The sequence below is a fragment of the Salipiger sp. ABF4_146 genome (assembly GCF_056161345.1).
The window spans coordinates 99938-124910 of the sequence record NZ_JBSWYX010000003.1; the positions used below are offsets into that span (position 1 = coordinate 99938).

The 24973-nt window shown below is 65.9% G+C and carries 22 protein-coding genes; 11 read left to right on the plus strand and 11 right to left on the minus strand.

The genetic code is table 11. The annotated features are described in order from the left end of the window. Positions 1-11 precede the first annotated feature (11 nt). Entirely contained in the window at positions 12-1793 is a 1782-nt protein-coding gene (gene aspS, locus ACXAJT_RS05870; protein ID WP_475233764.1) for an aspartate--tRNA ligase, read from the minus strand. Between the two features lie 183 nt (positions 1794-1976). On the opposite strand from aspS, the gene ACXAJT_RS05875 reads away from it, so the two are divergent. Both ACXAJT_RS05875 and carB read left to right on the plus strand, forming a co-directional pair. Beyond that, the gene (locus ACXAJT_RS05875) at positions 1977-3209 is read left to right on the plus strand and encodes a class I SAM-dependent methyltransferase (protein WP_475233766.1); all 1233 of its coding nucleotides are present in this window, start codon (positions 1977-1979) and stop codon (positions 3207-3209) included. 350 nt (positions 3210-3559) lie between these two features. After that, entirely contained in the window at positions 3560-6916 is a 3357-nt protein-coding gene (carB, locus tag ACXAJT_RS05880; protein ID WP_475233769.1) for a carbamoyl-phosphate synthase large subunit, read from the plus strand. A 92-nt stretch (positions 6917-7008) separates the two neighbouring features. Here carB and ACXAJT_RS05885 read toward each other — a convergent pair whose 3' ends face one another. The 5 genes from ACXAJT_RS05885 to ACXAJT_RS05905 all read right to left on the minus strand — a co-directional run bounded on the left by ACXAJT_RS05885 (position 7009) and on the right by ACXAJT_RS05905 (position 11645). Continuing rightward, positions 7009-7695: an ABC transporter ATP-binding protein gene (locus ACXAJT_RS05885; protein WP_475233771.1), complete on the minus strand. Its 687-nt coding sequence runs from the start codon at positions 7693-7695 to the stop codon at positions 7009-7011. Continuing rightward, complete coding sequence (locus ACXAJT_RS05890) at positions 7692-8441, minus strand: ABC transporter ATP-binding protein (RefSeq protein WP_475233774.1); 750 nt, start codon at positions 8439-8441, stop codon at positions 7692-7694. Before ACXAJT_RS05890 ends, ACXAJT_RS05885 begins: the two co-directional genes overlap by 4 nt. Beyond that, entirely contained in the window at positions 8434-9417 is a 984-nt protein-coding gene (locus tag ACXAJT_RS05895; RefSeq protein ID WP_475233775.1) for a branched-chain amino acid ABC transporter permease, read from the minus strand. The genes ACXAJT_RS05890 and ACXAJT_RS05895 overlap by 8 nt, the downstream gene beginning before the upstream one ends. After that, positions 9414-10334, minus strand: a complete 921-nt coding sequence (locus ACXAJT_RS05900) for a branched-chain amino acid ABC transporter permease (RefSeq protein WP_475233777.1) — start codon at positions 10332-10334, stop codon at positions 9414-9416. Before ACXAJT_RS05900 ends, ACXAJT_RS05895 begins: the two co-directional genes overlap by 4 nt. A 180-nt stretch (positions 10335-10514) precedes the next feature. Further along, positions 10515-11645: an ABC transporter substrate-binding protein gene (locus ACXAJT_RS05905; RefSeq protein ID WP_475233778.1), complete on the minus strand. Its 1131-nt coding sequence runs from the start codon at positions 11643-11645 to the stop codon at positions 10515-10517. 217 nt (positions 11646-11862) lie between these two features. On the opposite strand from ACXAJT_RS05905, the gene ACXAJT_RS05910 reads away from it, so the two are divergent. From ACXAJT_RS05910 to ACXAJT_RS05930, 5 genes are all read left to right on the plus strand, one after another. Continuing rightward, entirely contained in the window at positions 11863-12258 is a 396-nt protein-coding gene (locus ACXAJT_RS05910; RefSeq protein WP_475233780.1) for a winged helix-turn-helix domain-containing protein, read from the plus strand. Between the two features lie 69 nt (positions 12259-12327). After that, on the plus strand, positions 12328-13116 hold the full coding sequence (gene modA / locus ACXAJT_RS05915; protein WP_475233781.1) for a molybdate ABC transporter substrate-binding protein: 789 nt from the start codon (positions 12328-12330) through the stop codon (positions 13114-13116). Next, positions 13117-13809, plus strand: coding sequence for a molybdate ABC transporter permease subunit (modB, locus tag ACXAJT_RS05920; RefSeq protein WP_475233783.1), 693 nt, complete (start codon positions 13117-13119; stop codon positions 13807-13809). It abuts the gene before it with no gap. After that, entirely contained in the window at positions 13806-14900 is a 1095-nt protein-coding gene (modC, locus tag ACXAJT_RS05925; protein ID WP_475233784.1) for a molybdenum ABC transporter ATP-binding protein, read from the plus strand. The genes modB and modC overlap by 4 nt, the downstream gene beginning before the upstream one ends. A gap of 121 nt (positions 14901-15021) precedes the next feature. Further along, a complete protein-coding gene (locus ACXAJT_RS05930; RefSeq protein ID WP_475233786.1) occupies positions 15022-15657 on the plus strand; it encodes a GntR family transcriptional regulator in 636 nt (211 codons plus the stop codon). A gap of 18 nt (positions 15658-15675) precedes the next feature. On the opposite strand, the gene ACXAJT_RS05935 is transcribed toward ACXAJT_RS05930, so the two are convergent. The 4 genes from ACXAJT_RS05935 to ACXAJT_RS05950 all read right to left on the minus strand — a co-directional run bounded on the left by ACXAJT_RS05935 (position 15676) and on the right by ACXAJT_RS05950 (position 18476). After that, positions 15676-16590: a DMT family transporter gene (locus tag ACXAJT_RS05935; RefSeq protein WP_475233788.1), complete on the minus strand. Its 915-nt coding sequence runs from the start codon at positions 16588-16590 to the stop codon at positions 15676-15678. Positions 16591-16693: 103 nt separating this feature from the next. Continuing rightward, positions 16694-17068 (minus strand): hypothetical protein, encoded by a 375-nt coding sequence (locus ACXAJT_RS05940; RefSeq protein ID WP_475233790.1) that lies wholly within the window; start codon positions 17066-17068, stop codon positions 16694-16696. A 13-nt stretch (positions 17069-17081) separates the two neighbouring features. Continuing rightward, positions 17082-17858: a DUF6478 family protein gene (locus ACXAJT_RS05945; protein ID WP_475233792.1), complete on the minus strand. Its 777-nt coding sequence runs from the start codon at positions 17856-17858 to the stop codon at positions 17082-17084. Between the two features lie 132 nt (positions 17859-17990). Next, a complete protein-coding gene (locus tag ACXAJT_RS05950; protein WP_475233794.1) occupies positions 17991-18476 on the minus strand; it encodes a dihydroxy-acid dehydratase in 486 nt (161 codons plus the stop codon). Positions 18477-18814: 338 nt separating this feature from the next. Here ACXAJT_RS05950 and ACXAJT_RS05955 point away from each other — a divergent pair, with 338 nt between their 5' ends. The 3 genes from ACXAJT_RS05955 to ACXAJT_RS05965 all read left to right on the plus strand — a co-directional run bounded on the left by ACXAJT_RS05955 (position 18815) and on the right by ACXAJT_RS05965 (position 22070). Further along, positions 18815-19702, plus strand: a complete 888-nt coding sequence (locus tag ACXAJT_RS05955; protein ID WP_475233796.1) for a lysostaphin resistance A-like protein — start codon at positions 18815-18817, stop codon at positions 19700-19702. Positions 19703-19824: 122 nt separating this feature from the next. After that, positions 19825-20778 (plus strand): acetyl-CoA carboxylase, carboxyltransferase subunit beta, encoded by a 954-nt coding sequence (accD, locus tag ACXAJT_RS05960; protein WP_475233798.1) that lies wholly within the window; start codon positions 19825-19827, stop codon positions 20776-20778. 53 nt (positions 20779-20831) lie between these two features. Next, on the plus strand, positions 20832-22070 hold the full coding sequence (locus ACXAJT_RS05965; RefSeq protein ID WP_475234166.1) for a bifunctional folylpolyglutamate synthase/dihydrofolate synthase: 1239 nt from the start codon (positions 20832-20834) through the stop codon (positions 22068-22070). Positions 22071-22501: 431 nt separating this feature from the next. On the opposite strand, the gene zapE is transcribed toward ACXAJT_RS05965, so the two are convergent. Then, positions 22502-23569, minus strand: coding sequence for a cell division protein ZapE (gene zapE, locus ACXAJT_RS05970; RefSeq protein ID WP_475233801.1), 1068 nt, complete (start codon positions 23567-23569; stop codon positions 22502-22504). Between the two features lie 162 nt (positions 23570-23731). Here zapE and ACXAJT_RS05975 point away from each other — a divergent pair, with 162 nt between their 5' ends. Then, on the plus strand, positions 23732-24973 hold the full coding sequence (locus tag ACXAJT_RS05975; RefSeq protein ID WP_475233802.1) for an MFS transporter: 1242 nt from the start codon (positions 23732-23734) through the stop codon (positions 24971-24973).

The window sequence follows — 24973 nt, forward strand, 5'->3', positions numbered from 1 at the left end:
GCCTCCTGCCGTCACTCCTGCGGGATGACCCGCAGCGACAGTTCCATCAGCTGGTCCGAAGCGGGCTCGGAGGGCGCCTGCATCATCAGGTCCTCGGCGCGCTGGTTCATCGGGAACATGATGACCTCGCGGATGTTTTGCTCATCCGCCAGCAGCATCACGATCCGGTCGATGCCCGCGGCGCAGCCACCGTGCGGCGGCGCGCCGTAGTGGAACGCCTGATAGAGCGCGCCAAAGCGGCTCTTCACCTCGTCCTCGCCGTAGCCGGCAATTTCGAAGGCCTTCAGCATGACATCCGGCTTGTGGTTCCGGATCGCGCCCGAGACCAACTCGTAGCCGTTGCACGCGAGGTCGTACTGGAAGCCGCGAACGTCGAGCGGATCGCCGTTCAGCGCGTCCATACCGCCCTGCGGCATCGAGAACGGGTTGTGCTCGAAGTCGATCTCGCCGGTCTCCTCGTCCTTCTCGTAGATCGGGAAGTCGACAATCCAAGCGAAGGCGAAACGGTTCTCGTCGGTCAGCTTCAGCTCGGCACCGATCACGTCGCGCGCCTTTCCCGCCACCCGCTCGAAGCTCGAGGGCTTGCCGCCAAGGAAGAAGGCGGCATCGCCAACGTCGAGGCCGAGCTGCTGGCGGATCGCCTCGGTGCGCTCGGGGCCGATGTTCTTGGCCAGCGGGCCGGCCGCTTCGATGCCCTGCCCTTGATCGCGCCAGAAGATGTAGCCCATGCCGGGCAGACCCTCTTTCTGGGCAAAGGCGTTCATCCGGTCGCAGAACTTGCGCGAGCCGCCGGTGGGCGCGGGGATGGCGCGGACCTCGGTGCCTTCCTGCTCGAGCAGCTTGGCGAAGATCGCGAAGCCGGAGCCGCGGAAGTGCTCGGAGGTGTCCTGCATCTTGATCGGGTTTCGCAGGTCGGGCTTGTCGGTGCCGTACCACAGCGCCGCGTCGCGGTAGGAGATCTGCGGCCACTCGTTCGGCGCGTCGACCTTACGGCCACCGCCGAACTCTTCGAAGATGCCCGCGATCACCGGCGAGATCGTGTCGAACACGTCCTGCTGTTCGACGAAGCTCATCTCCATGTCGAGCTGGTAGAAGTCGGTGGGCGAGCGGTCGGCGCGCGGGTCTTCGTCGCGGAAACAGGGCGCGATCTGGAAGTACTTGTCGTAGCCCGACACCATGATCAGCTGCTTGAACTGCTGCGGGGCCTGCGGCAGCGCGTAGAACTTGCCCGGGTGCAGGCGCGACGGCACGAGGAAGTCGCGCGCGCCTTCGGGCGACGACGCAGTGATGATCGGCGTCTGGAACTCGCGGAAATTCTTGTCCCACATGCGGCGGCGGATCGAGGCGACCACGTCCGAGCGCAGGGTCATGTTGCGCTGCATGGCCTCGCGGCGCAGGTCGAGGTAGCGATAGCGCAGGCGCGTTTCTTCCGGGTACTCCTGATCGCCAAAGACCATCAGCGGCAGCTCGTTCGAGGCGCCCAGCACTTCGATGTCACGGATGAACACTTCGATCTCGCCGGTCGGCAGCTTGGGGTTCACCAGTTCGGGATCGCGGGCCTTCACCTCACCGTCGATACGGATGCACCATTCGGCGCGCACCTTTTCGACCTCGGCGAAGGCGGGGCTGTCGGGATCGCACAGCACCTGCGTGATCCCGTAGGTATCGCGCAGGTCGATGAACAGGATGCCGCCGTGATCGCGAATGCGGTTCACCCAGCCGGAAAGGCGGACGGTCTCGCCGACGTTGGCGTTGGTCAGATCTGCGCAGGTATGGCTGCGATAGGCATGCATGGGTCTTGCCCTTCGGAAACTGCTGGAAAGTTAGGCGCCGATACACCGCTAGAGCGGCGGGAAGTCAAGGGAGGCCACTTGGATTTGCCATATTTCATTCGTGTTGTAACGTCTGGGAACCTTTTTGCGATTCCAAACGTTTTCGACCGTTTTCAAACAAATCCGAGTTAAGGGGGTCTGATTATGTGGGTATCCATACTCGAAAGAATCTTGAAACGGCTGATTGTTGAAGGTCGGCTCAGGATCACGGCCCCCGACGGCACGGTGCATGAATACGGCCCGGGTGGCGGCCCTGAAGCCGAGGTCACGATCACCGACGTCTCGATCATCAAGGACCTTTGCAAGCATCCTGTTATGGCGCTTGGTGAGGGGTACATGGACGGTCGCATCGAGTGCCCGCCGCACAAGCTTTACGATTTCCTCGCCCTTCTGATCCGCAACCAGCAATCCGGGCGGATGCCGTCGTGGTTCAGCGCGGTGGACAGGCTGCGTGTGCGCCTGCGCGGTCTTGAACAGCGCAATAACCCGCTGCGTTCGAAATCGAACGTTCAACACCACTACGACATTTCTGACGATCTCTACCGGCTCTTCCTCGACCAAGATATGCAGTATTCCTGCGCGTATTTCCGCGCTCCGGACCTGAGCCTCGAAGATGCGCAGCGCGCCAAGAAGGATCACATCGCCCACAAGCTGTTGCTGAAGCCCGGCATGAAGGTGCTGGACATCGGCTGCGGCTGGGGCGGCATGGCGCTGACGCTGGCCCGCGATTACGGCGTGCATGTCACCGGGGTGACTTTGTCAGAGAACCAGTTGGCCACCGCCAAACGCCGCGCCGAAGAGCTCGGGCTGGCCGACAAGACGGATTTCCGTCTGCTCGATTATCGCAAGATCGAGGACAAATTCGATCGCATCGTCTCGGTCGGCATGCTTGAACACGTGGGATTCCCGCACCTGCAGGAATATTTCTCGAAGGTGCAGGACCTGCTCCAGCCCGACGGCGTGGCGCTGATCCACACCATTGGCCACACCGCGCCCCCGGTGCCGACCTCTCCGTGGATCGACAAGTACATCTTCCCCGGCGGCTACATCCCCAGTCTTTCGGAAGTGTCCGCTTCGCTCGAGAAATCCGGCCTCTGGGCTGCCGACATCGAGGTGCTTCGCGGCCACTACGGCCCGACACTGAACCACTGGCGCCGACGCTTTGAGGCGGCGCTGCCGAAAGTGCGCGAGATGGGCTATGACGAACGCTTCATCCGCATGTGGCGCTTTTATCTTGCGGTCTGCGAGGCGGCCTTCGAGGAAACGCGGCAGGGCGTGTTCCACCTGCAGATCGCACATAAGCAATACGCCGTGCCGACCACCCGCGATTATCTCTACGGCCACGACGCGCAGGAAATGCTGCACGCCGCGCAGTAAAAACCCTCCGTTCGCAGACACTTCGCCAGCCTCCGACAAAGCGCCGGCCCGCAGCCACGGGTCGGCGCTTTGCCTTGGCGGCGCGGCGCAACCAAACAACGGCAGTGCCCGCACTGATCTTGTCTTGCCATAGCGGCGCAGCCCCCTTTTCCGGCCCACGAATGACGCCGCGGCAGACCGGCTGTCGTACTGCCGTCACCAAGTTTTGCTCTGCAGAGGAAAACAAGGCGGATCTGGGGTTGCGTGGGCAAAGCTTCTGTCTATAACGCACGACAATTTGCGGGGAGCGGCGACTCCGTCGCGTGCTGCCCCCTGCCCGACCGTGATCGACATGACATAAAGGTGCCCCCATGCCTAAAAGAACCGATATCAAATCCATCATGATCATCGGAGCGGGGCCCATCATCATCGGGCAAGCCTGCGAATTCGACTATTCCGGTGCTCAGGCGTGTAAGGCCCTGCGCGAGGAAGGCTACCGGGTCATCCTGGTAAACTCGAACCCGGCCACGATCATGACCGATCCCGAGCTCGCCGATGCCACCTACATCGAGCCGATCACCCCGGAAGTCGTTGCCAAGATCATCGAAAAAGAGCGCCCCGACGCGCTGCTGCCCACCATGGGTGGCCAGACCGGCCTCAACACCTCGCTGAAGCTTGAGGAAATGGGCGTTCTGGAAAAATTCGGCGTCGAGATGATCGGCGCCAAGCGCGAGGCCATCGAGATGGCCGAGGACCGCGCCCTGTTCCGCGAAGCCATGGACCGCATCGGCCTCGAGAACCCGCGCGCCACCATCGTCACCGCGCCGAAGAAGGACAACGGCAAGGTCGATCTCGACGCGGGCGTGCAAATCGCGCTGGATGCGCTCGAGGATATCGGCCTGCCCGCGATCATCCGTCCCGCCTACACGCTGGGCGGCACCGGCGGTGGCGTCGCCTACAACCGCGAAGACTACATGCACTACTGCCGTTCGGGCATGGATGCCTCGCCGGTGAACCAGATCCTCGTCGACGAGTCGCTGCTGGGCTGGAAAGAGTATGAAATGGAGGTCGTCCGCGACAAGGCGGACAACGCGATCATCGTCTGCTCGATCGAGAACGTCGATCCGATGGGCGTGCACACCGGCGATTCGATCACCGTCGCCCCGGCGCTGACGCTGACCGACAAGGAATACCAGATGATGCGCACGGCCTCGATCGCCGTGCTGCGCGAGATCGGCGTCGAGACCGGCGGCTCCAACGTGCAATGGGCGGTGAACCCCGACAACGGCCGGATGGTCGTGATCGAGATGAACCCGCGCGTGTCGCGCTCCTCGGCGCTTGCGTCCAAGGCCACCGGCTTCCCGATCGCCAAGATCGCCGCGAAGCTGGCCGTGGGTTACACGCTCGACGAGCTGGACAACGACATCACCAAGGTGACGCCGGCGAGCTTTGAGCCGACCATCGACTATGTGGTCACCAAGATCCCGAAGTTCGCCTTCGAAAAGTTCCCCGGCTCCGAGCCGTTCCTCACCACCGCGATGAAATCGGTCGGCGAGGCGATGGCCATTGGCCGCACCATCCACGAATCTCTGCAGAAGGCGCTGAGCTCGATGGAATCGGGCCTGTCGGGCTTTGACGAGGTGGAAATCCCCGGCGTCGACGTCGATGCGTGGACGACCGCGCCCGACAAATCGGCTGTGATCAAGGCGATCAGCCAGCAGACCCCCGATCGCATGCGCACCATCGCGCAGGCGATGCGTCACGGCCTGTCGGACGATGAGATTCACGGCGTCACCAGCTTCGATCCATGGTTCCTCGCACGCATCCGCGAGATCGTTGAGACCGAGAACGAAGTGCGTCAGAACGGTCTGCCGACCGACGCCGACGCGCTGCGCGCGCTGAAGATCATGGGCTTCACCGATGCCCGCCTCGCCGCGCTCACCGGCTTCGCGGAAAAGGACGTGCGCAAGCGCCGCACCGACCTGGGCATCGTCGCCAGCTTCAAGCGCATCGACACCTGCGCCGCCGAATTCGAGGCGCAGACGCCCTACATGTACTCGACCTACGAAATGCCGATGATGGGCGAGGTCGAATGCGAGGCGCGCCCCTCTGACCGCAAGAAAGTGGTCATCCTCGGCGGTGGTCCGAACCGTATCGGCCAAGGCATCGAGTTCGACTACTGCTGCTGCCACGCCTGTTTCGCGCTGACCAACGCCGGCTATGAGACGATCATGGTCAACTGCAACCCCGAGACCGTGTCGACCGACTACGACACCTCGGACCGGCTGTATTTTGAACCGCTGACCTTCGAGCACGTGATGGAAATCCTGCGCGTCGAGCAGGACAATGGCTCGCTGCACGGCGTCATCGTGCAGTTCGGCGGCCAAACGCCGCTGAAGCTGGCCAATGCTCTGGAAGCCGAAGGCATCCCGATCCTCGGCACCACGCCCGACGCGATCGACCTTGCCGAAGACCGCGAGCGGTTCCAGGCGCTGGTCAACCAGCTCGGCCTCAAGCAGCCGCGCAATGGCATCGCCTCGACCGACGCGCAGGCGCTGGCCATCGCCGAAGAGATCGGCTTCCCGCTGGTGATCCGCCCCTCCTACGTGCTGGGCGGACGGGCGATGGAGATCGTCCGCGACATGGCACATCTGGAGCGTTACATCGCCGAGGCCGTGGTGGTTTCGGGCGACAGCCCGGTGCTGCTCGACAGCTACCTGTCGGGTGCGACCGAACTGGACGTGGACGCGCTCTGCGACGGCACCGACGTGCACGTGGCGGGCATCATGCAGCACATCGAAGAGGCCGGCGTGCACTCGGGCGACTCCGCCTGCTCGCTGCCCCCCTTCTCCCTCTCGGCCGAGGTGATTGAAGAGATCAAGCGCCAGACCGAGGCGCTGGCCAAGGCGCTGAACGTCGTCGGCCTGATGAACGTGCAGTTCGCGATCAAAGGCGACGAGATCTACCTCATCGAGGTGAACCCGCGCGCCTCGCGCACCGTGCCCTTCGTCGCAAAGGCCACCGACAGCGCCATCGCCTCGATCGCCGCGCGCATCATGGCGGGCGCAAAGCTCTCGGAATTCCCGCTGCGCGCGCCCTACCCCGAGAACGCCGATTACGACACGGCGCTGCCGCTGGCCGATCCGATGACGCTGGCCGATCCGAACATGCCGTGGTTCTCGGTGAAGGAAGCCGTGCTGCCCTTCGCCCGTTTCCCGGGCGTCGACACCATCCTCGGCCCGGAAATGCGCTCGACCGGGGAAGTCATGGGCTGGGATCGCTCGTTCCCGCGTGCCTTCCTCAAGGCGCAGATGGGTGCGGGCACGCACCTGCCGACGACCGGCACGGTGTTCATCTCGATCCGCAACGAGGACAAGACGCCGCAGATGATCGAGAGCGCGCAGATGCTCGCCGGGCTCGGCTTCAAGATCCTCGCGACCGTCGGCACCGCCAACTTCCTCAAGGACGCGGGCATCACCTGCGAGGTGGTCAAGAAGGTCTACGAGGGCCGTCCGAACGTGGTTGACCTGCTCAAGGACGGTGATGTGCAGCTGGTGCTCAACACCACCGAAGGCGCGGCGTCGATCTCCGACTCGCGCGAAATTCGCTCGGTCGCGCTCTATGACAAGATCCCCTACTTCACCACCGCCGCGGGCGCCCACGCCGCTGCGCAGGCAATGCAGGCCCGCGAAGAAGGCGAGCTGGTGGTCAAGTCGCTGCAGGCCTGAGCCTTCGGGATCAAAGACAGCAAAGGGGCGGGGAATTCTCCCGCCCCTTTTCGTTTGTCCTGCTTCGTTTGTCCTGCGGGAGCCGGGCGAGTTCAGACCCCCAGATACCTCTCCGCGACCTCGCCCTTCACCTCGGCGAACACCCCGTCCCAGACGGACCGCCCCCGCTCGAGGATCACCGCGCGGTCCGCCACCTGCGCCAGTTCCGACAGCGCTTTGTCCACCACGAGGATCGACAGGCCGCTGTCGCGCTTGAGCACCCCCAGCGCGTCCCAGATCTCCTGCCGCACCAGCGGCGCGAGCCCCTCGGTCGCTTCGTCCAGTACCAGCAGCCGCGGGTTGGTCATCAGCGCGCGCCCGATGGCGAGCATCTGCTGCTCGCCACCCGAAAGCGTGCCCGCCACCTGTCCGCGCCGTTCGGCAAGGCGTGGGAACAGCGCCTCGACCCGGCCCTGATCCCAATGGCCCGGGCGCGCGGCGGCGATCAGGTTCTCGGTCACCGAAAGATCGCGGAAACAGCGCCGCCCCTCGGGCACCAGCCCGATCCCCAGCCGCGCCACCTTATGCGAGGGCAGCCTGCCGATGTCCCGCCCGTCAAAGCGCCGCTGACCACCCGCCGGCATCATTCCACAGAGGCAGCGCACCGTGGTGCTTTTGCCCATGCCATTTCGGCCCATGAGCGCCAGCACCTCGCCCTCGGCAATCTCCAGCGACACCCCGAAGAGAGCCTGCGAAGCACCGTAGGAGGCGGTCAGATCATGCAGTTCCAGCAGGCTCATGCCGCATCTCCCAGATAGGCCTCGCGCACCTCCGGGCTACGCCGGATCTCGTCGACGGTGCCGGTCGCGATGATGCGCCCGTAGACCAGCACCGAGATGCGATCGGCAAGGGCAAAGACCGCGTCCATGTCATGCTCGATAAGCAGGATCGGCGCCTCGGCGCGCAACCGGTCGAGGATGCCCGTCAGCCGCTGCGAACCCTCGCCGCCAAGGCCCGCCATCGGCTCGTCCATCAGGAATGCCTTGGGGCGTAGGGTCAGCGCCACCGCCACCTCAAGCTGGCGGCGCTGGCCGTGGCTCAGTTCGCTGACCACCGTGGCGGCGTGCTCTGCCAGCCCCATACGCTCCAGCGCGGCCATGGCGCGGTCCTTCAACTCCGCCCGCTTCAGGGCGGGACGGAAGAAGCGGTAGGGCGAGCTCGACGCGCCGAGCGCGCCAAGCAGCGCGTTTTGCAGCACCGTGTCCTCCATCGCCAGCGCCGAGACCTGAAAGGTCCGCGCAAGCCCGACGCGGGCGCGAGCCATGGTGCTGAGGCCGGTCACATCGCGCCCGAGGAAATGCACCGTGCCCTCGTCGGGCGCGATATTGCCCGACAACTGCTTGATCATCGTCGATTTGCCCGCGCCATTGGGGCCGATCACCGCATGGATCTCACCGGGGCGCAGGTCGAGGGTGATGCCATCCGAGGCGCGCAACGCGCCGAAGCTCTTCACCAGCCCACGGGTTTCAAGAATGGCGTCAGTCATGCGCGCGCCCCCGTCCGGCCAGCAGCCCGACGATGCCACCACGCGCGAAAAGCACCACCGCAAGCAGCAATAGCCCCAGCCAGATGTGCCAGAACTCGGACATGTCGCCGAGGAAATGCTCCAGCATGACGAAGACCGCCGCGCCGACCACCGGGCCGAACAGCCGCCCGACGCCGCCAAGGATGATGAATACCATGATCTCACCCGAAGTCTGCCAGCTGAACATGGTGGGGCTGACAAAACGGTTGAGGTCGGCAAAGAGCGCCCCTGCGAGGCCGGTCACCGCCCCCGAGATGACAAAGCCCACCAGCCGCAGACGCTTGGGATCCAGCCCCACCGCCTGAACCCGGTCCGGGCTCTGCCGCGCCGCGCCGAGGGCAAGGCCGAAAGGGCTGCGCGCGAGCAGGTGGGCCCCCAGCAGCACGAGGCAGAGCACCGCGTAGCACAGGCCGAAGAACTGGATCGGGTCGAGCGTGTTCAGCCCCGGAAAGCCGTTGCGCACGTAGATCGACAGCCCGTCCTCGCCGCCGTAGGCGCTCCACGAGATCGAGAAGAAGTAAAACATCTGCCCGAAGGCGAGCGTGATCATGATGAAGTAGACGCCCGAGGTGCGCAGCGCCAAAAGCCCGATCAGCAGCGCTGCCAACGCCGAGGCCAGCACCCCCACCAGCCAGATCAGCGGCATCGAGGTCGAGCCTTCGAACAGGAACGGCCATTCGAACATCGGCTCGTAGTTCTGCACGTGGCTGGCGAGGATGCCCATGGCATAGCCGCCGATGCCGAAGAAGGTGGCGTGGCCGAGGCTCACCAGCCCACCGATCCCCAGCGCGATATTGAGGCCCACGGCCGCCAGCGCAAGGATCGCGGCGCGGGTCGCCAGCGTGATGGTGAAGGGCTCGCCCATGACATGCGCGGCCAGCGGCACGAGGCCGAGCGCCAGCAGCACGGCAGCGCCCAGTAGACGTTCGCGGCTCATGATTTCGCTCCGAAGAGGCCGGTGGGTTTCCAGACCAGCACCGCCGCCATCAGCACGTAGATCGCCATCGAGGCCAGCGCCGCGCCGGTCTGCGTGGCGGCGGCGGGCTCCATGAACAGGCCAAACAGCTGCGGCAGGAAGATGCCGCCCAACGTGTCGGTCAGACCGACGAGCAGCGCCCCGACAAGCGCCCCTTCGATCGAGCCGATGCCGCCGATGACGATCACCACGAAGGCGAGGATCAGCACCGGCTCGCCCATGCCCACCTGCACCGATTGGATCGCGCCCACGAGCGCTCCCGCCAGCCCTGCCAGCGCCGCGCCAAGCGCAAAGACCAGCGTGTAGAGCCGCGCGATGTCGACGCCAAGCGCGGCGATCATCTCGCGGTCGTTCTCGCCGGCGCGGATGCGAATACCCAGACGGGTACGGGCAATCAGCCAGAACAGCAGCGCGGCGACCACAAGGCCCATGCCGATGATGAACAGCCGGTAGAGCGGGTACTGAATGCCCCCCGGCAAGGTGACCGGCCCCGACAGCGCCTCGGGGATGTCGAGATAGAGCGGGAAGGATCCGAAGATCCAGCGCGTGCCTTCCGAGAAGATCAGGATCAGCGCGAAAGTGGCCAGCACTTGATCGAGGTGGTCGCGATCATACAGCCTGCGGATCACCAGCCGCTCGACCAGCGCCCCCGCAGCGGCGGCGGCGGCCAGCGCCGCGACCAATGCCAGCGCGAAAGAGCCGGTGGCGGCAGCGGTGGCGGCAGCGGCAAAAGCACCAACCATGTAGAGCGAGCCATGGGCGAGGTTGATCAGCCCCATGACGCCGAAGATCAGCGTCAGCCCGGCGGCCATGAGGAACAGCATGACGCCGGATTGCAGCCCGTTCAGCACCTGCTCGGCGATGAGGATGGGAGTCATGCGGGCGCCCTTGCGATGTGATCCGCGGCACCGGGCCGCGATTGCCCGCGCGCCGCGCGCGACGGCATCGAAAAGCCCGCCCATCGAAACGGGCGGGCTCGGCCCGGCCTTGCGGCCGGGCGGTTCGGATCGAACGTTGGAATAGTCACAGGTCTTTCGCCAGCCACGTGGGCCGCCGCCTTACATCTTGCACTCATCCTCGTAGGCGTGGCCACGATCCTCGATCGCCGTGCCGACGATCTTGTTGGTCAGGATGTCGCCCTCCTGCACCACCTCGCGGACATACAGATCCTGCACCGGGTGATGGCTGGGCGAGAATGCGAAGTCACCGCGCACCGAGGCGAAATCGGCCTCTTCCAGAGCAGACCGGAAGGCGTCTTTGTCGCTCACCTCGGCCTTGTCCAGTGCCGAGAGCAGCAGCAGCGCGGTGTCATAGCCCTGCGCCGAGTAGAGCGAGGGCAGACGGTCGTATTTGGCCAGATAGGCTTCTACGAAATGCGCGTTGCTCTCGTTCTCGAGGTCCTTGTTCCACGACGAGGTGTTCTTCACGCCAAGCGCCGCATCCCCCACGGCCTGCAGAATGTTCTGATCGAACGAGAAGGCCGGCCCGATCAGCGGCAGTTCGACGCCGCTGTCGGCGTATTGCTTGAGGAAAGAGATCCCCATGCCGCCGGGCAGGAAGAAGAACACGCTGTCGGCGCCCGAAGCGCGGATCTGCGCGATCTCGGCGGCATAGTCCGTCTGGCCCAGCTTGGTGTAGACCTCGCCCGCCAGTTCCCCCTCGAAGAAGCGCTTGAAGCCGTTGAGCGAGTCTTTCCCAGCCGGGTAGTTCGGTGCGAGGATGAAGGCGTTCTCGTAGCCCGCAGAGGCGGCATAGGCGCCCGCTGCTTCGTGCAGGTTGTCGTTCTGGTAGGACACCGAGAAGTAGTTGGGGTTACAGCCCCGGCCCGCCAGCTGCGCCGGTGCGGCGTTGGTCGAAAGATAGAACAGCCCCTGCGCCGTCGACGAGGGCACCACCGCCATGGCGAGGTTCGACCACACGATGCCGGTCAGCACGTCCACCTTCTCGGACTGAATCATCCGGTCGGCGATCTGCACAGCGACGTCGGGTTTGCGCTGGTCGTCCTCGATCACCACTTCCAAATCGTCGCGCCCGGCCTCTTCGATGGCCAGCATGAAGCCGTCGCGCGTGTCGATGCCAAGGCCCGCGCCACCGCCGGACAGCGTGGTGATCAGCCCGACCTTGGTCTCGGCCGAGGCCCCCGTTGCGCAGGCGACAAGCGCCGCCGAGGCGAGAAGCTGTTTGAGCATGGATATCTCCCTGTTGTCCCTTCGGGCGGCCTTATGCGGGGCGCCTTGCTTGATTGCGGCCAGTTTTGGACAGACGTCGGGGAAAGACAAGGGCAGCTGAACGCGCCACGGCCCTGCGCGCCGGATCGTTGCAGCAATGCGCCCGAACGCAGACCATCGACAGCGCGCCCGGATGCCGCCGCTTGCCAGCCTGCCCGCGATGCGGGATGACTTGCGCATGAGCCAGACACCTCCAGACAGCGCCCCGCGACTGCGGCTGCGCATCCTTTTTGGCACCGATGCCATGCTCGGCCCCGGCAAGGCCGATCTGCTGGAGCATATCCGCGAGACCGGCTCGATCGCCGCCGCCGGGCGCGCCATGGCGATGAGCTACAAGCGGGCGTGGAGCCTCGTCGAGGAAATGAACACCGCGTTTCGCGCGCCGCTGGTCGAGAGCAGCCGCGGTGGCAGCAAGGGCGGCGGCGCGCATCTGACCGACACCGGCACCGAGGTTTTGGCCAATTACCGGGCGCTGGAAGAAACCATCGCCGAGGCCGGGGCCGACCGGATCGAGACGCTGCAGAACCTGTTGCGGGCACCGAATGATCACGTCGATATTCCCGAGGGGAAATAACGCTTGCCCGGCCGCCTCCCGATTGCGATATGTTTCCCGGAACATATCAGATTTTCAGGATTTTCCCCGATGCCTTTTGTCCGCCCCTTCGCGCGCCTTGCAGCCGCTGCGCTCCTGCTTGGCCTTCCGCTCGTGGCGCAGGCGGAGACCGTGACGGTGTTTGCCGCCGCCAGCCTGAAGAACGCGATGGACGAGATCAAAGCCACCTATGAGGCCAGTTCGGACGACACGATCACCGTCTCGTTCGCCGGATCCTCGGCCCTGGCGTGGCAGATTCAGCAGGGCGCGCCCGCCGATATCTTCATCTCGGCCAACCCGCAGTGGATGGATGCACTAGGCGCCGAGGGGCTGCTTGAGCCGGACACCCGCAGCGACCTGCTGCGCAACTCCATCGTGCTGATCGCCCATGGCACGGATGCCGCACCGGTCCAGATCACCTCCGATTTCGACCTGCCCGCCCTGCTCGGCGGCGGCCGGCTGGCGATGGCGCTGGTCGATGCGGTGCCGGCGGGCATCTACGGCAAGGCGGCGCTGGAAAGCCTTGGCCTGTGGAGCGAGGCCTCTGCAAGCGTTGCGCAGGCCGACAACGTGCGCGCGGCGCTGGCGCTGGTCTCCACCGGCGAAGCACCGCTCGGCATCGTCTATGCCACCGATGCCGCCGCGGATGACAACGTCAGCGTGATCGGCACCTTTCCCGCCGACAGCCACCCGCCGATCATCTACCCCGTGGCAAATATCGCCACGCGCGACACGCCCTCCGAGGCGGCCTTTCTTGACTATCTGCACGGCCCCGAAGCCCGTGCCGCGTTTGAGCGGCAGGGCTTCGTGATGGCCGAACAAACCGAGGCGGACGGCTGAATGGACTGGCTCGGCCCCGAAGAGTGGCAGGCGGTGCAACTGTCGCTGCGGGTGTCGTTCTGGGCCACGCTGGGCGGTCTGCCGCTGGCATTGCTGACCGCCTACGCGCTGGCACGCTGGCGCTTTCCGGGTCGGCAATTGCTGAATGGGCTGGTGCATCTGCCGCTGATCCTGCCGCCGGTGGTCACCGGCTATCTGTTGTTGCTGACGTTCGGCACGCAGGGGCCGGTGGGGTCTGTCCTGCAAGAGATCGGCATCGTCTTCGCCTTTCGCTGGACCGGCGCAGCGCTGGCCGCCGGGGTTATGGCCTTTCCGCTGCTTGTGCGGGCGATCCGCCTGTCGCTGGAGGCTGTGGATCCCAAGCTCGAACAGGCCGCCGCGACATTGGGCGCGCCGCGCGCGTGGGTTTTCGTCACCGTCACCCTGCCGCTGATCGCGCCGGGGATCATCGCCGGCGCGGTGCTGGGCTTTGCCAAGGCGATGGGCGAGTTCGGCGCGACGATCACCTTCGTGTCGAACATTCCCGGCCAGACCCAGACCCTGCCCTCGGCGATCTATGCCTTCCTGCAGATCCCCGGCGGCGAAAGCGCCGCACTGCGGCTGGTGGCAGTCTCTGTCGCCGTGGCCATGTCGGCGCTGCTGCTCTCTGAATGGCTGGCGCGCCGGGCACAGCGGCGGGTGGCGGGCGCATGACGCTGTCTGTCTCTCTGCAGCACCGGTTCCAGAGCTTCGACCTCGACGCGCGCTTCGAGGCGCCCGCCGGGGTAACCGTGCTCTTCGGACGCTCGGGCTCGGGCAAGACCACGATCATCAACGCGGTTGCCGGGCTGCTGCGACCCGAGGCCGGGCGCATTGCGGCGGGCGATCTGCTGCTGATGGACAGCGCGCGGCGGGTCTGGCTGCCGCCGCATCGGCGCCGCATCGGCTACGTCTTTCAGGAGGGGCGGCTGTTTCCGCATATGACGGTGCGCCAGAACCTGCGCTACGGCCAGTGGTTTGCGCCGCGCGGCGCGGCGCCCGCCGATTTTCACCACGTTGTCGAGATGCTGGGCATCGGGCCGCTGCTTGGTCGCAGGCCCGGCGCGCTTTCCGGCGGCGAGAAACAGCGGGTGGCCATCGGGCGGGCGCTGCTGTCCGCGCCGCAGATGATCCTCGCCGACGAGCCGCTCGCCTCGCTCGACGAGGCGCGCAAGTCCGAGATCCTGCCCTATTTCGAACGCCTGCGCGATGCCGCGTCGATCCCCATCCTGTTCGTCAGCCATTCCGCCGCCGAGGTCGCGCGGCTGGCCACCACGGTGGTCGCACTAGAAAAGGGTCGGGTCACCCGGCAGGGCCCAGCCGCAGAAGTGCTGAGCGATCCGGCCGTCACCCCGCTGGGCGCGCGGGCGGCGGGGGCACTGCTCACCGCGCATGTGGTGTGCCACCACGCAGACGGGCTGACCGAACTGCGCGCCGGTGATGCGCCGCTGCTGATCCCGCGTCTCGGCGCCGCACCCGGCACGCGCGTGCGGGTGCGCATCGCGGCGCATGAGGTGATCCTGTCGCGGCAGCGGCCCGAGGGCCTGTCGGCGCTCAACATCGTTGCGGGGCGAGTGCACGAAATCCGCGCCGGCGAGGGCCCCGGCACGATGGTCTCGCTCGATACTGACGCTGGGCGCATCCTTGCCCGGATCACCCGCCGCTCTGCCGAAACGCTTGCTCTGGCACCCGGCGTCGCGTGCCATGCAGTGATGAAAAGCGTCGCCGTCGCACCCGAAGACATCGGCGGCCCTGCCCGAAAATGAACGGCGTTGCAGGATTGAAAACCCGGCACTACTGTAAATCGCGCCAAAGCTGAATCTAAGATAATGGATTTACAGGGACATCACCCCGGACCAAGAGGACCGCGGCTGCCCCGCTCTTCCATTGGTCCGGGCACTGCGCGACGCGATTTCGCGCAACCGGCTCTCTCCGGGCCTGCAGTTGAGCCCCACAGACCTTGCCGAAAACACCGGCGTGTCGCACTACACACTCGCCGAGGCCGTGCTTCTTCTCGAACACGAAGGCCTCGTGGCCCGCGGCGGCACCAATAAAATCACGGTCAGGCCCATATCGGAACCTCAGGTGCGGACGGCCTGCTTTCTGCGGGAGCAGACCGAGGTCGCAATCGTGCGCCGCGCCGCCGCCACGGCCGATACCGCGCTTCTATCCAGCCTGCGCGATCAGATCGTTCGTCAGAAACTGGTCAGCACGCGCAAGCCGCAAGACCTTCTGCGCCTCGACGATCGCTTTCACCGGACTCTTTGCGACGCGGCGGGCCACAGCGATCTTTGGCAGCAACTGGAGCGCTGGAAACGCACCACAGACCGCGTGCATTTCACCATGGGCACCTATGACACCTCGCCCGACGGCGCGATCAAGCAGCACGCGACGATCGTCGGCTGCCTCGCCCGGCGAGACGCAGAGGGGGCCGCGGCGGCAACGCGCTATCACCTGCAGCAAGACATGAGCCGTCTGACGGAATATCTACGCGCCGATCCCGGTAATGTCGGCGAAGCCTAGCGCATATCGCAGCCTGCCCTAGCCCTGCGGTGTCATCCCCGGGCGGGCTTTGAAGCGTTTCAGCCCCAGCGCCCGCTCGCGCAGGATGATGGCGATGCCCGAAGCGATGACGATCGCCGAACCAAGCAGCATCAGCGGGGTCGGCACCTCGGCGAAGACCACGTAGCCGATGAGAATGGCAAACAGGATCGAGGCGTAGTCGAACGGTGCCAGAAGCGCGGCCTCTGCGCCCTTGTAGGCTGACGTCAGGCAGATCTGCGCCACCCCACCCAGAAGCCCCGCTGCGATCAGCATCATCGTTTCGGTCGGGCTTGGGACCACCCAACCGAACGGCAAGGTCAGCAGCGACAGGCCGGTCGAGGTCAGCGAGAAGAAAAACACGATGGCCGAGGTCTGCTCGGTCTGCACCATGCGGCGGATGTGGATCTGCACCAAGGCGCGCAGCACCGCCGCGGTCATCACGAACCCAATACCCCAAAGCACCGCAGTGCTGACCTCCGACACCGTCAGCAGCGGCGCCATGACGATCATCACACCGAGCAGCCCGATCAGCACCGCCGAGGTGCGGAACAGGCGGATCTTCTCGCCCAGAAGCAGCGCCGCGAACAGCACGGTGAGCGGCGACGCAGCATATCCAAGCGCGGTCACCTCGGGCAGCGGCAGCAGCCCCAGCGCGGCGAAGGTGAAGCCCATGGCCGCCACTCCGACGATGCCGCGCAGGAAATGCGCCAGCGGGCTGACCACCCGCAGACCCGAGTTCAGATCGCCCCGCCATAGCAGCCAGCCAATGATCACCGGCATAGCGAAGAACGAGCGGAAGAACACCGCCTCGCCCGTCGGCACCTGATCGGAGGCGGCCTTGATCAGCGCGGACATGATGACGAAGAGCACCACGGAGGTGAGTTTCAGCGCAATGCCGCGCAAGGGGGACATGTGGGGACTCCGCGGCGACGCGCCGAAAGGGAAAAATCCTGCGCACACTGGCCACTGGCGTGCAGAAGGTCAACCAGCAGCGGTGCCGGCAGGCGGCGCAGGCCTAGCCGCCGGTCTCGAGGCAGTGCCGCCGGAACGCGCGTTTGAGCATATCGAGTTCGGCCCGCAGCAGCGACATCTCGGCCCGGATGTCATCGCCCAATGCCTCGCCGGCGATCAGCGTGAAGCTTTCCAGCATCTCACCGCTGCCCATCTCGCGGATCACGAAGGTCTGCACCCCGTCGCCCACCGCCTCGACCGGCACCGGAACCTCCAGCGCCCATTGCCCGGCGGTGTCCAAGGCAGAAAGTGTCACCCCCCGCACCGACGCGCCCTCGAGGCAGACCGAAAGCTCGGGCTGACCGTCCGCAGGGCCGGTCAGCAGCCCCTGCCATATGCCCTCGCGAAAGCGCGTCTTGGTCAGCGTGTAGTCACTCATCAGCGTCCCCGGCTCAAAGTTCCGCCCGTGGGCGGCGGCTGAAGGTCAGATCCCGCAGGATCACCTCGTTCATTTCCGGCGCTTCGAAGATCAGATCGAGCCACATGGCATCCACCCGCTTTTCGTTCAGACGCGTGTAGGCAAGATCGAACTCGACGCTGATCTCTGCGTCGGTCAGCGGCAGTTCGCGGACGATCTGTTCGGTGTTGGGACCGTGACGGATGTTGAGCCGGGCGAACAGCTCCAGCGGTTTTTCCATCTCGGCGATGGTCTCGACCCGGATCAGATGCCGCCGCGTCAGACCTTGGCAGGCCTCTTCGGGCAAGGCGACCGCCAGCGAAAGGTAGGACCCGCGAAACCGGAACACATCCAGCCGCAGCCCATAGGGCGCGAGATCGGATTCCCGCAGGTTACGGATTTGCCGCAGGGTGATCTCTGATCGCGGGCAATCGTGAAACAGCGTCGCCTCGTCACCGAGTGGCGCCTTGGCAGGCACCGAGGCGACGCCCGGCTGCGGCAGCGGCCCGCGCCAAAGTTGCGGGCGCCACGCCCAATCGGCATCCGCCGGGCGCGGAAAGCTCTGGTTGCCGACCAAAGGCAGGGCCAGCCGCTCTTCGGCCACATAAAGCAGCCGATCGAGTTGCTGCCGCAGACGGCGCGCGGCGCCGCGCTGGCTGCGCAACTCGGCAAGCGGCGTTTTAGGGGCTGCGGCGGCGGCACGTGTCCAGCGGCGCAACACGAGCGCCTGCAGCGCCCGGCGCCCCCAGCGCATGCCCCTGTCTTCGCTCATCTGCCGTGTCCCATCGCAATCCGCCCTGCCCCATACGCCCGCCCCCGTCCGGCGCTTTGGACCGAACCGGCGTTCGCGTTGTTATGGCAAATCCCCAAGATCGAATAAACGGGGGCGAGGCGCATCGGGCGCCTAGCGTTGCGCCGCCGCCTCGGGGCTGAGCGCGTCGATTCGCGCACGCACCGCCCGCAGCATCGTCGCGCCATCTCCACCGGCCAGCACGCTGCCCTCGGGCGCGTAGAGCGCAAGGATCACCAGCCGCCCGTTCTGATGGAAGGCTCCGCGCCAGTAGCGCGGATCGCCCGCCTCCAGCATCCGGTTGCCGCCCGCGCCCAGATGCACCAGCGACAATCCATTGCGCACCCCACCGCCCGCGATCTCTGTCTGGCCCGCCTCGGCGGCCATCACCTCTGGCGATGGCAGACTGCGCCCGTCTCCCGCCGGGCCGACCGTTACGGTTAGCATCATCGGCGCGACCGCCGCGCCCTCGCCGCCGCTGAGGATGTGGCAGGAGGCCAGTAGCGCAAAGCCTTGACCGGCGCTACGCTCGAGCGTGGTCGGGTCGATGCAGTAGCCCTCGGGCCCGGCGACCACCACAGCGCCGCCGGCGAATTGCACCTGCCGCAGCGGCGTTGGCGGGCTGCCGATCTGGCCGCTGCACCCAGCAAGAACGGCGGCTGCAAGAAGCAGGGCACCAATGTGCCGCCCCGGAAGACGGCTGGTTCGAAGGCTCGATATCATCACACCCGGTTAGCGAACCCCTTGCGGCTTCACAAGAATGAAAGCCCGCCTTTCACCTGCGCTTCACCATGGTGGGAATTGACAGGATCGGCTGGCCACTCGAAACTTGGCGAAAACTGGACAACCAAAGTGTTTCGATCAACCGTTTTACCGACCGGTGCCGTATTATTGGTTTCGCACCCCCATGCTGCCGCGCCACGGCGCGGGTCGCGGCGATGAGCTATCGTCCCTTCGTCATGCTGACCGCCACTGCACGCCGCCCCGAACTCTGGCGGCTGGCACTTGGTCTGTGCGTCGCCGCGGCGGTGAGCTTCGTGCTCGGTCAGATGCTCTTTGCCATGGTCACGCTGTTCCTGCCGCCGGGCAGTGACAGCGCGCTCGCGGCGGCGGTGCGGCAGGCCGACGCGCCGGCCGGAATGCTGCTGTTGCTGGTCTCGATGGGCACCATGGGCGTTGGGGCCATCGCCGCGGCACGGGCGCTGCACGGGCGCGCTGCGATCACGCTCATCGGCCCGCCCCCGGTGGCATTGCGCCAGTTCATGCGAGTCGGACTGGCCGCGGGCGCGGCGGCTCTGATCGCCTCTGCGGCAACGATCTGGGCGCAGGATACACCGCTACAGCCGGGGCTCGCGCCGCTGCGCTGGCTGGCGCTGCTGCCGCTGATCCTGCCCGCGATCCTGCTGCAGACCGCCAGCGAAGAGCTGCTCTTTCGCGGCTACCTGCAAACCCAGCTTGCCGCGCGGCTTCCGCAGCCGTGGGTTTGGCTGTGCCTACCCTCGGCGCTGTTTGCGTTGGGGCATTACGCGCCCGGCACCTATGGCGACGCGGCGATCTATGTCGCGCTCTGGGCCTTTCTCTTCGGCCTCGCCGCCGCCGACCTCACGGCCCGCGCCGGCACTCTGGGCCCGGCGATCGCGCTGCATTTCGCCAACAATATCGTGGCGCTGGCCCTGGTCGCGCCCGACGGCCAGATGTCGGGCCTTGCGCTGAGGCACTGGCCCTTCGCGCTGGACGACACCGAGACGCTGATGCGCATTCTGCCGCTCGACCTGATTGCCCTGCTGATAAGCTGGCTTGCGGCCCGGCTGGCGCTGCGGCGCTGACCGCGGGCTTGCTGCTGTCACGCAGGCCGCGATTGCATTTCTCCTGCCGCTTGCTTAAGTCAGCGCCAACCCAAAGCCCCTGACGCCGCAGGGCACGCTCGGAAAACAAGGGCAGCACCGCAATGAACTGGATCACCAACTACGTCCGTCCCCGGATCAACTCGATCTTCTCGCGCCGCGAGGTCCCCGACAATCTCTGGACCAAATGCGATTCCTGCGGGACGATGCTGTTCCACCGCGAGGTGACGGACAATCTCGGCGTCTGCACCAATTGCGGCCACCACATGAACATCACCCCCCGCGCGCGCTTTGATGCGCTGTTCGACGGCGGCGTGTTCAACGAGGTCGCGGTGCCCGAGCCGATCGCCGACCCGCTGCAGTTCCGGGACCAGAAGAAATACCCCGACCGGATGAAGGCCGCGCAGCGCTCGACCGGCGAAAAGGATGCGATGCTCGTCGCCTCGGGCGAGATCAACCGCACCCCCGTGGTGGCCTGCGCGCAGGACTTCACCTTCATGGGCGGATCGATGGGCATGTACGTCGGCAACGCCATCGTCGCCGCCGCCGAAGAGGCGGTGAAGCTCAAGCGCCCGCTGATCCTGTTCTCGGCCGCTGGCGGCGCGCGGATGCAGGAAGGCATCCTGTCGCTGATGCAGATGCCGCGCTCGACCGTGGCGATCCAGATGCTGCGCGAGGCAGGCCTGCCCTATGTCGTCGTGCTGACCCACCCGACCACGGGCGGCGTCACCGCGTCCTACGCCATGCTGGGCGACGTGCAGATCTCCGAGCCCGGCGCGCTGATCTGTTTCGCCGGTCCGCGGGTGATCGAGCAGACCATTCGTGAAAAGCTGCCCGAGGGCTTCCAGCGCGCCGAGTACCTGCTCGAGCACGGCATGCTCGACCGGGTGACCGACCGCCGCGAACTGCGCGGCGAGCTGACCACCATCCTGCGCATGCTGATGGGTATGCCGCCCGCCGTCGCGGGCGATCTGCCGGCGCCGGGCGCGGACGCTCCGGCCGAGGCCGCGCCCAAGGATGATGCCAAAGCCGACAAGAAGAAGAAATCCGCCAAGTGACCAGCGTGAGCAGCGTTTCCGGCGCCGCCGGGTCGGATGTCATCCTCGACCGGATGATGTCCCTGCACCCCAAGATCATCGATCTTACGCTCGACCGAGTCTGGCGGCTGCTTGAGGCGCTGGACCACCCCGAACGCGCCCTGCCTCCGGTGATCCACCTTGCCGGGACCAACGGCAAAGGCTCGACGCAGGCAATGATCCGGGCCGGGCTCGAGGCGGGAGGCAAGCGCGTGCACGCCTATGTCTCGCCGCATCTCGTGCGCTTTCACGAGCGCATCCGGCTGGCGGGCGAGTTGATCTCCGAAGACGCGCTGAGCGCCGTGCTCGACGAGTGTTGGGACAAGAACCAGCGCGAAGCGATCACCTATTTCGAGATCACCACCTGCGCCGCGCTGCTGGCCTTCGCCCGGACATCGGCGGACTATACGCTGCTGGAAACCGGCCTTGGCGGGCGGCTCGATGCCACCAACGTGGTGGAAAAGCCCGCGCTGACCATCCTCACGCCGATCTCGCTGGACCATCAGCAATACCTTGGCGAAACCCTCGCCGACATCGCCGGGGAAAAGGCGGGCATCCTCAAGCATGGCGTGCCCTGCGTGGTCGGCCCACAGCCCGAGGAGGCGATGGAGGTCATCGAGGCCCGTGCCGCAAAGCTCGGCGTGCCGCTGCTGGCGCACGGTCAGCACTGGCACGTTGCCGAAGAACGCGGTCGCCTTGTCTATCAGGACGAGACCGGCCTTCTGGATCTGCCGATGCCCAACCTGCCCGGTCGTCACCAGCTGGCCAACGCCGGCGCGGCGCTGGCGGCACTGCGGCACCTCGGGTTCGGCGAAGAGGCCTGCGAGGCCGCCGTCACCTCGGCCGACTGGCCCGCCCGCATGCAGCGCCTGAGCCATGGTCCGCTGCTCAAGGCAGCGCCGCAGGCCGAGCTCTGGCTCGACGGCGGCCACAATCCGGCGGCGGGCGAGGCTCTGGCCGAGCATCTGGCGCGGATGCCGCGGCGCCCCACGCATCTGATCTGCGGCATGCTGAACACCAAGGACACCGGCGGCTACCTGCGTCCGCTGGCACGCGTGGCCGACAGCCTCACCGCTGTGTCGATCCCGGATGCCCCCGCAACACTGGAGGCCGAGGACACCGCCCGCGCCGCCCGCGCGTCGGGACTGCGCGCGCATGCCGCCGCCGACGTGCCTGCCGCGCTCGCCGCGATCACCGCCGAAGAGCCGCGCGCACGCATCCTGATCTGTGGCTCGCTCTATCTGGCGGGCACGGTTCTGCGCGAAAACGGCTGACCCGAGGGCACCATGTGTGGTGGTGCGAGAAAAATGGACTCTTAGGGTTCGTTTAACCAACTATATCTTGACGGATTGTTTCCCGCTCACCTAGGATTGGGGTACAAGGTTTAGCTTCACCTCAATCTGCGCGGTGCAAGCGACGGGGACAGACAGAGCGTTACGGGACGGCGCCCTTCCAAGACGGCGCTACAGGGACAGGACCGGCGGCATCGCAATTCTGATGCGGCCAACCACCGACACCTCTGCCTTGCCCACGGCCCCCACTTGGGCCGGAAGTGGAATTTCTATCGCAGGCAGAAGACTTTATAAAACGAGCAGTATTGAAGGGTCCTTCGGGACCCTTCCTTTTTTTGTCTGGGGCACAGTTTTGGGGGCACAGACGTTTGCGCTGAGACGCTCCCGCGGGCACGTTTGACCCGCCGCAGTGCTCAATCGATCGGCTTGCCCCAATCGGCATCCTGCATCTCGCGCAGGCGGCTGGCGGTGCGCTCGAATTCGAAAGCACCCGCCCCCTCGACATAGAGGCTCTCGGGCTCGTCCACCGCGCTGGCGATCAGCTTGACCTTGGCCTCGTAGAGCGCATCAACCAGCGTCACGAAGCGTTTCGCCTCGTTGAAGTTGCCACGTCCCAGCCGCGGAATGTCTTCGATCACCAGCACCCGCACCGCGTCGGCCAGCGCGAGGTAGTCCGCCGGGCCAAGCGGCTGCCCGCACAGATCGTAGAACCGCGCCCGCGCCACGCCGTTCCAGTAGCGCGGCAGTTCGACCTTGCGGGTCTTCACGTGCAGCGTCAGCACCTCTTCTTTGCCGTGGGTCAGCTCTTTCCAGATCCGGTCGATCTCGGCGCGCGTCTCGGGATTGACCGGGCAGAAGTAAACTTGGGCACCCTTCAGCCGGTCCTGCCGGTGGTCTTTCTCCGACGCCAGCTCGCGCACGTCCAGGTTTTCCTTGATCAGCTTGATGAACGGCAGGAAGAGCTGGCGGTTGAGACCATCCTTGTAAAGATCGTCAGGCACCCGGTTCGAAGTGGTGACCACCACGGTTCCCGCCGCGAAAAGCTGTTCAAAAAGCCGTCCAACCAGCATCGCGTCGCCGATGTCGGTGATCTGCATCTCGTCGAAGGCCAGCACCTTCACCGCGTCCGAAACCTTCTTGGCCATCGGCACCACCGGATCCTCGACGCCCTGTTCGCGCAGGCGGTGCAGTTCGCTCTGCATCTCCTGCATGAAGGCGTGAAAATGCACCCGGCGCACCGGCACGTGCAGGCTGTCGACGAAGAGGTCCATCAGCATCGATTTGCCGCGCCCGACGCCGCCCCAGAGGTAGAGCCCCTTGGGCGGCTCCGGCTCGCGGCGGCGGAACAGCGATTTCTTCACCGGCTTGGCAAGCTCGGCGCGGATGCGCTCGAAGTGCGGCAACGCCTCTTCCTGCGCCGGGTCGCGCAGAAGATGGCCGTCGGCCACACGCTCGTCGTAGAGGTCCATCAGCGTGGTCATGCAAGCGCCATAGCGCGCCGCAGCGCGATTGTGTAGAGGCCTCGACCCTTTGGGCCCGCATTGGCCACACATCAGGCAACGTGATGATTGAAATCACGAAAGCCGAATTGACCCTGCGTTCAAATGCCGCGAGTGTGCCGCGGTTCACAGGAGCCCCCGCGTATGACCCGCACCCCCCTCTTCACGCCCGTCCTTGCCGTGGGCTGCCTGATCATTCTGATCTCTTTCGCGATCCGCGCCAGTTTTGGCGTGTTCCAGATCCCGATCGCCGAGGAATTCAACTGGCCGCGGGCCGAGTTCTCGCTCGCCATCGCCATCCAGAACCTCGCATGGGGGATCGGCCAGCCGCTCTTTGGCGCGCTGGCCGAGAAGATCGGCGATCGCAAGGCGATCATCATGGGCGCGGTGATCTATGCCGCCGGCCTCGTGCTGTCGAGCTTTGCCGTCAGCCCGCTGCAGCATCAGCTTTACGAGGTGCTCGTTGGCTTCGGCGTTGCTGGCACCGGCTTTGGCGTGATCCTCGCGGTGGTCGGGCGCGCCTCATCCGACGAGAACCGCTCGATGAGCCTTGCCATTGCCACAGCAGCAGGCAGCGCCGGACAGATCTTCGGCGCGCCGGTGGCCGAATGGATGCTCGGCCTGATGAGCTGGCAGGAAGTGTTCATGGTGTTCACCGCCGCGATCCTCGCGGTGCTGCTGTTCCTGCCGTTGATGCGCGCCCCCGCCGCCAGCAAGGCCGAGATCGAGGAGAGCATGGGCACCATCCTGCGCCGCGCGTTTCGCGATCCGTCGTTCTCGCTGATTTTCCTTGGGTTCTTCTCCTGTGGCTACCAGCTGGCGTTCGTCACCGCGCATTTCCCGGCCTTCGTGACCGAACTGTGCAGCCCGATCGCCGTGGGCAGCGTGCTGCACAATATCGGCGTGACCACCACCTCGGCGCTTGGCGCGGTCTCAATCGCCGTCATCGGCGTGGCCAACGTGGGTGGCACGCTGCTGGCGGGATGGGCGGGCAAGCGCTGGCCGCGCAAATACCTTCTGGCACTGATCTACAGCGGGCGAACCATCGTCGCGGCGCTTTTCATCATGCTGCCGATCACCCCGGTCAGCGTGCTGGTCTTCTCGGTGGTCATGGGCGCGCTGTGGCTGGCCACCGTGCCGCTGACCTCGGGGCTGGTCGCGCATCTCTACGGGCTGCGTTACATGGGCACGCTTTACGGCATCGTGTTCTTCAGCCACCAACTCGGCGGCTTCCTCGGCGTCTGGCTGGGCGGGCGCATGTACGACATCTACGGCGATTACACGCTTGTATGGTGGATCGGCGTGGGGGTCGGCGCGCTGAGCGCGGTGCTGCACCTTCCGGTGCGTGAAAGCCCTCGGCTCGCAACCACGACCCAGCCGGCTTGA